This is a genomic window from Streptomyces huiliensis (assembly GCF_020037025.1).
GTDB lineage: Bacteria > Actinomycetota > Actinomycetes > Streptomycetales > Streptomycetaceae > Streptomyces > Streptomyces huiliensis.
Genome location: NZ_JAIQLH010000002.1, coordinates 108,505 through 114,735 on the forward strand (window position 1 = coordinate 108,505; position 6,231 = coordinate 114,735).

The 6,231-nt window shown below is 70.1% G+C and carries 2 protein-coding genes; one reads left to right on the forward strand and one right to left on the reverse strand.

Annotation, left to right across the window (positions count from 1 at the left end; genetic code table 11):
* Positions 1-60 precede the first annotated feature (60 nt).
* On the reverse strand, positions 61-1,506 hold the full coding sequence (gene ngcE / locus JNW98_RS00610; protein WP_223766039.1) for an N-acetylglucosamine/diacetylchitobiose ABC transporter substrate-binding protein: 1,446 nt from the start codon (positions 1,504-1,506) through the stop codon (positions 61-63).
* A 585-nt stretch (positions 1,507-2,091) separates the two neighbouring features.
* Between ngcE and JNW98_RS00615 the strand changes: the two genes are divergently transcribed.
* Complete coding sequence (locus tag JNW98_RS00615) at positions 2,092-5,994, forward strand: GH92 family glycosyl hydrolase (RefSeq protein WP_223766040.1); 3,903 nt, start codon at positions 2,092-2,094, stop codon at positions 5,992-5,994.
* Positions 5,995-6,231 lie beyond the last annotated feature (237 nt).

Consider the following 6,231-nt stretch of genomic DNA (forward strand, 5'->3'; position numbering starts at 1 on the left):
GTGATCTTCTTTGATCTTCCGTGACGGGTGCCGCCTTGGCGCGGGACGGTGCGGGACGGGCTACTTGTGCTTGTACTTCTTGACGGAGTCGTCCTTGCGGGTCTCGTCCGTGAACTTCTGGATCTTCTTAATGGCCTCGTCGGGGGTGAGCCGGCCGGCCATCATCTCGCCGAGCGCGGCCTTGCCGATCTTCTCCTTCTGGAGCGAGACGTACCAGTCCTGGAGCCGGGGGTTGACGACGTTCCGGCCGGCCTTGCTCAGCGCCTCCTGGGACGAGGCCAGGCCGGGCGGCAGGGTGAGGCCCTCGGTGCCGCCGTTGAGGGAGGTGAGGGAGGAGACCGCCTTGATGAAGTTCTGCGTGGACTTCTTCCCCAGCATGATCCGCAGCAACTCCATGCCGCCCTGGGCGTTCTTGGCGTTCTTCGGCACGATGAACGGCTCGCCGCCGGAGGCCCAGAGGGTGCCGAACGGCATCTTGTCGCTCTTGTCCAGGCTGGACGGGGCGCCGACGGCCATCTTGAAGTCGCTCGGCGTCATCTTCTTGGACTCGTTCTCCACCCAGGAGCCGTTCGGGATGAACAGCGCCTTGCCCTCGTTCCACGCCGTCTGCGACTGGATGTGGTCGAGGCCGGGGGTGCCCTGGAGGACGTACCCCTTCTTGTAGAGCTCGTAGTACGCCTCGAACGCGGCCTTGACGGCCGGGTGCTTCCAGGCGTCCGGCTCCAGGTTGTCGATGCGGTCCAGCACCTCGGTGCCGCCGATCTTGGCGATGAACGGGTAGAGGCTGAACGGGATGTAGTACGGGTGCTGGCCCGCGTATGTCCAGCCGGCGATGCCCTTCTTCTTCGCCTTCTCGCAGAGCTTGAGCATCTCGTCCCAGGTCTCCGGGTACTGGGCGTCGAGCTTCTCCAGGTTGGTCTTCGAGTACCAGACGCCGTAGACGGTGTAGGCGTAGTAGAAGACCCACACCTCGTCCCCGTCGAACTGGCCCATCTCGACGACGCCCGGGCGGAGGGTGTCCCGGACCTTCTTCTTGGGGTCGTCGAGGGAGGGGGCGTCGAGGAGGGCGTTGAGGTCGGTGAGCTGCTTGAGGCCGACGAGGGTGCCCAGGTCCATCTGCTTGGCGCCGGAGTTGTCGATGAGGTCGGGCGGGGTGCCGCCGTTGAAGCGGGGCTGGATCTGCGGCGCGATGTCCTGGGTGCCGGTGTGCTTGATCTCGGCCTGCGGGTACGCCTTCTTGTACTCGGCCTCCGCGTCCTTGGCGTACTGCTGGCCGAAGCCGCCGTCGAAGATGACGACGTCGAGCGGGGCCGAGGCGTTCACCTTCAGCGGCTTCATCTCGCCCGCGCCACCGCCGCCGCCGGCCGGCTTGTCGGGCTTGGCGTCATCGTCGTCGCCGCCGGCCGCGCAGGCGCTGAGGGTGCTCATCGCCGGTACGGCCACCAGGCCGAGCGCCGCGGCGCGCTTGATGAGGTCGCGCCGGCTGAATTCCGAGGTGGATCCCATGCTCAAGTCCTCGCCTTCTCCAGGACTCAGGCGGTGTGGCGGTCTCCCCTGTGCAGTCGGCTCGACGAAGGGCACGACACCGCGGATCGGTCGAAGCTGGGCGTGCTGGATGTGCTGAGCGTGCTGGACATGGCCGGGTGCGCCGGACATGCCGGGTGTGCTGAACGTGCTGTGTGCGCTGAACGTGCTGCGTGTGCTGAACGTGCTGCGTGTGCTGAACGTGCTGCGTGTGCTGAACGTGCTGGGTGTGTTGAACGTGCTTGGCGTGCTGAGCGTGCTGGGTGTGCGCCGGGGAGGTGCCCGGGCGGAGCCGTCGGCTCGCTCCCTCGATGGGCCCCGGTTCCCCGGTTCCCCGGTTCCGCCACGGCGACGCGGGGTCGCCCCGGACGCCGACAGGTATAGTCCACTTCTCACCAACTGGGCAAGATCGGAAGCGTCTTCGGCCGTCAGTCTTTCCCGAGTTGAGACCTCTCCGACACCGGGCGACACCAGCTCCGGGACCCTTGACACCACCAGAGCCTCACGCCCTACTTAACAGAGCGCGATCCGGGTGACAACGTTGTCCACCCTCGGGAGAGGCAAGGGATGAGACAGAGACTCAGACGTCGCCGACGGGCGCTCGCCCGTCCCGCGGCCCTCCTCGTGGCCGCCATACTGGTGACGGCCCCTCAGATCGCCCCGTCCGGCGCCGTCGCGGCGCCCGCCGGGAGGGCCGCGGCTCCCGCGGCCGACGACACCGTCGGGGAAAGCTTCGCGTCCTCCTTCGAACCGGGCGACCCCCGCCCCGACTGGCGCAACACGGCCGACACCGGCCCGGACGGCCGGGCCAGGTCGTCGGGGGTCGACGGCGGCGACGGCCAGGGCATCCCCGGCAACGCCACCGACAAGGTGACCGCCGTCCGGGCCAGCGGCGAGAACGCCGAGGGCGGCGAGATCAAGGAGAACCTGGTCGACGGCGAGCCGACCAGCAAGTGGCTGGTCCGGCAGCGGACCGCCTGGCTGGAGTTCGACCTCTCCGAGCCGGTCGCCCTCGCCCGCTACGCCCTCACCTCCGCCAACGACGCCCCCGGCCGCGACCCGCGGGACTGGACCCTGCGCGGCTCGGCGGACGGCAAGAGCTGGACTACCCTCGACAGCCGCCGGGGCGAGGACTTCGAAAAGCGGCTCCAGACACGGCAGTTCACCGTCACCACCGGAACCGCCTACCGCCACTTCCGGCTGGAGGTCACGGGCAACGCCGGGGACGAGCTCACCCAGCTCGCCGAGGTGCAGTTCGCCACGGCGGACCCCGGCACTCCGCCGCCACCGGCCATGCGCACGTACGCCGACACCGGCCCGGCCGGCTCCCCGACGGCCAAGCCCCGCGCCGGCTTCACCGGGAAGCACGCCCTGCGCTACGGCGGCACCCACCGCGCCAAGGGCCGCGCCTACGCGTACAACAAGGTGTTCGCCGTGAACGTGCGCGTCACCGCGCGCACCCGGCTGGCGTACAAGATCTTCCCGGCCCTGGCCGAGCGCGACCCCCGCTACCCCGCCACCCACGTCTCCCTCGACCTCGCCTTCACCGACGGCACCTACCTCAGCCAACTGGACGCCCGGGACCAGCACGGCGCGCCGCTGACGCCGCGCGGCCAGGCGGACTCCAAGACGCTCTACGTCAACCAGTGGAACAACAAGGAGGCGGCGATCGGCCGCGTCGCCGCCGGCAAGACCGTGGCGCGCGTCCTGGTCGCCTACGACGCCCCGGCCGGCCCCGCGCCCTTCCGGGGCTGGATCGACGACGTCTCCCTCGCGCCCGCGCCCGAGGAGAAGACCCCTGCCCACCCCGCGGACCGCGCCCTCACCACCCGCGGCACCCTCTCCAGCTCCTCCTTCTCCCGCGGCAACACCTTCCCCGCCACCGCCGTCCCGCACGGCTTCACCTTCTGGACGCCCGTCACCGACGCGGGCTCCACCAGCTGGCTCTACCGGTACGCGGCGGCCAACAACGCCGACAACCTGCCCACCCTCCAGGCGTTCTCGGCGAGCCACGAACCCAGCCCCTGGATGGGCGACCGGCAGACCTTCCAGGTGATGCCCTCGGTCGCGGCCGGCACCCCCGACGCCTCGCGCACCGCCCGCGCCCTCCCCTTCCACCACGCGCGCGAGACCGCCACGCCGCACCACTACGGCGTCACGTTCGACAACGGGCTGCGGGCCGACATCGTGCCCACGGACCACGCCGCGATGATGAGATTCACCTTTCCGAGTGGATCGGCCGACAAGGCCAACGTCATCCTTGACAACGTCACCAACGCCGGCGGACTGACGCTGGACACCACGCACGGGACGTTCACCGGCTGGTCGGACGTCAGGAGCGGGCTGTCGACGGGGGCCGGACGCCTCTACGTGTACGGCGTCTTCGACGCCCCGGTGACCGGCGGCGGGAAGCTCGCGCGCGGCGGCGCGGGAGACGGCAGCGACGTCACCGGCTACCTGCGGTTCCGGCCGGGCGCCGACCGCACGGTCACCCTGCGGATCGCGACCTCGCTCATCGGCACCGACCAGGCGAAGGCCAACCTGGAGCAGGAGATCCCGGCCGGGACGCCGTACGCCCGCGTCCACGACCGGGCCCGGGACGCCTGGGACGCCCTGCTGGGCCGGGTGGAGGTGGAGGGCGCGACCGCCGACCAGCTCACCACGCTCTACTCGGGCCTCTACCGCCTCTTCCTGTACCCCAACTCCGGCTTCGAGAACACCGGTTCCGCCGCCCGCCCCAAGCACCGCTACGCCAGCCCGTTCTCCCCGTCCACCGGCGCGTCCACCCCGACCCGTACCGGCGCCCGGATCGTCGACGGCGAGGTCTACGTCAACAACGGCTTCTGGGACACCTACCGCACCACCTGGCCCGCGTACTCCCTGCTGTCCCCCGGGCAGGCCGGGCGGATGGTGGACGGCTTCGTGCAGCAGTTCAAGGACGGCGGCTGGGTCTCGCGCTGGTCCTCCCCCGGCTACGCCGACCTGATGACGGGCACCAGCTCGGACATCGCCTTCGCCGACGCCCACGCGAAGGGCGTCCGCTTCGACGCCGAGGCCGCGTACGAGGCGGCGCTGAAGAACGCGACGGTGGCGCCGACCGACCCCGGCACCGGCCGCAAGGGCATGGACACGTCCATCTTCCTCGGCTGGACGAGCACGAAGACGCGCGAGGGCATGTCGTGGGCCCTGGACGGCTACCTCAACGACTTCGGGCTGGCCAGGATGGGCCAGGCGCTCTACGCGAAGACGCACAAGGAGCGCTACCGCGAGGAGTCGGAGTACTTCCTCAACCGCGCGCGCAACTACGTCAAGCTCTTCGACCGGCGCGTCGGCTTCTTCCAGGGCCGGGGCGAGGACGGTTCCTGGCGGCTGTCGCCCGAGGCGTACGACCCGCGGGTCTGGGGCCACGACTACACCGAGACCAACGGGTGGAACTTCGCCTTCACCGCCCCCCAGGACACCCGCGGCCTCGCCGCGCTGTACGGCGGCCGGTCCGGGCTGGCGAAGAAGCTCGACGCCTACTTCGCCACCCCGGAGACGGGCGCGCCGGAGTTCGCCGGCTCGTACGGCGGGGTCATCCACGAGATGACCGAGGCCCGGGACGTCCGCATGGGCATGTACGGGCACAGCAACCAGCCCTCCCACCACATCGCCTACCTCTACGACGCGGCCGGGCAGCCGTGGAAGACGCAGGCGAAGGTGCGCGAGGTGCTCTCCCGCCTCTACCTGGGCAGCGAGATCGGGCAGGGCTACCCGGGGGACGAGGACAACGGCGAGATGTCCGCCTGGTACGTCTTCAGCGCGCTCGGCTTCTACCCGCTGGTGATGGGGCAGGGCGAGTACGCGATCGGGTCGCCGCTGTTCACCAAGGCGACCGTGCACCTGGAGAACGGCCGCGACCTGGTGGTCAAGGCCCCGCGCAACAGCGCGCGGAACGTCTACGTGCAGGGGCTGACCGTCGACGGCAAGCCCTGGAACTCGACGGCCCTGCCGCACTCGGTGGTGGCCGGGGGCGCCACGCTGGAGTTCGCCATGGGCCCGCAGCCGTCGTCCTGGGCCTCCGGCGAGGGCGCCGGGCCCACCTCGATCAGCAAGGACGACGAGGTCCCCGCCCCGCTGTCCGACGTCTCGGTTCCGGACGGCTCGGCTCTCACGGACAACACCTCCCGCACCGCCACCACGGTCACCACCGTCCCGGTGGAGGTGGCCGCCGGCTCCCGCGTCACGTCGTACACCCTCACCTCCGCCGACCGCTCCCGGGCGCCGAGGAGTTGGGTACTCGAAGGTTCCGACAACGGACGGGACTGGAGTGGAACCGATCGACGCGAGGGAGAGTCCTTCACATGGGACCGGCAAACACGCGTGTTCTCTCTGCACGCTCCGGTCACCTACCGTCACTACCGGCTGAAAGTCGTGGGTGGCGAGGCAACCTTGGCGGAAATGGAGCTGTTGGGGTCACCCCAGCGGTAGTTGAGGCCGGGAAGCCTGTGTATGGTTTGTGAAGATCCAGTGCTGCTCTCCGTGCACGGAGGGTGGCACTGCGCACCTTTTTTCATGGATGGGGGGAACTTTCCATGACTTCTGTTTCACGTGTTTCTCGACGTGGCCTCTCGCGCCTCGTCACCGCCGGCATCGCCGTGGCGCTGGTCGGGGGGACGGCCGGCGTGGCCGCCGCGCAGACCTCCGGGGCGCAGGCCGCCGCGGCGA